Source organism: Yeosuana marina, from assembly GCF_011762485.1.
In the GTDB taxonomy this organism is placed as follows: Bacteria; Bacteroidota; Bacteroidia; order Flavobacteriales; family Flavobacteriaceae; genus Yeosuana; species Yeosuana marina.
Genome location: NZ_JAAKGI010000036.1, coordinates 1 through 977, shown reverse-complemented (window position 1 = coordinate 977; position 977 = coordinate 1). Strand labels below are relative to the sequence as shown.

Sequence of the window (977 nt, the reverse complement as noted above, 5' to 3'; positions counted from 1 at the left end):
TAAAATAACCTTAATCCTCTCTTTTGTTCTTTCTAATTTATTTATCTAATTTAACAAAAGACAAACTTAAGCCGTATAAAAATAATGCTTAAATTAGTTCTTAATCAAAGGTTAGTGCTGTTTTGCTAGCTTCTGATTTTCCTTCGGAAAATCCTCGCACGCAAAACAGCACTATTCTTATACAATCACGTTGTGCATAATGTCCCAAAACCGTAAACTGAATTAAAATTTGAGAAAAAAAGAAACATTTTGGGTAATTGGAACAATAAGTTTCGTTCTGATTTTAATACTTGGAATATTTGGAATTGACGGTCTGAAATCAGACGCAGTTACTGATATAAATGTTCACGATACTTATTATGTGATTGCGAATATACATCTCATTATTCCTTTTATATCGCTGACTTTTTTTGGTGTTTACCTAATCCGAATGTTACATCGGAATTTTAAAAACTTGACCGCAAATCTGATTTTTATGATTTCGGACATTACTCTGATTTTGATTTTCACATTGCTGATTTCATTTGTTAATTCTATCCGAGAAATTCCTGGCTCAACCGAATATCCACCTTTGAGTGGCGGAATTGTGGAAAATGCTGGAAATGGATGGAATAATGCTTATAACATTTTATTAATAATTCAACTGATTTTAATAATTCTGCTAACAATAAGCGGCATAAAAACTGGACTGAATTACAAACGAACTGAATAAAAAACACTATGCACAACACCGGCTATAGTTCATTGCGGCGGAATTTCCTCTCGGAAATTCCTGGGTGTTTGCTAACTTTGGTTTACGGCGGAATAGTCCTGCGGACGATTCCACGCCGAAATCATAGCCAAACCGTCAGACTGCGCAAAAACTTCTTCTTAAAAACCATTAATGATTCTTTTTAAATTCGTATCTTAAAGTACTGATAATCAATACTTATTTCTATGGATTTTATTAATGGATTCAACAGAAACCAATTACTAAT

The 977-nt window shown here is 32.8% G+C and carries 1 protein-coding gene; it reads left to right on the top strand.

From position 1 onward, the window contains the following. Positions 1-229 precede the first annotated feature (229 nt). Entirely contained in the window at positions 230-712 is a 483-nt protein-coding gene (locus G5V56_RS15650; protein WP_166966812.1) for a hypothetical protein, read from the top strand. Positions 713-977: the final 265 nt, after the last annotated feature.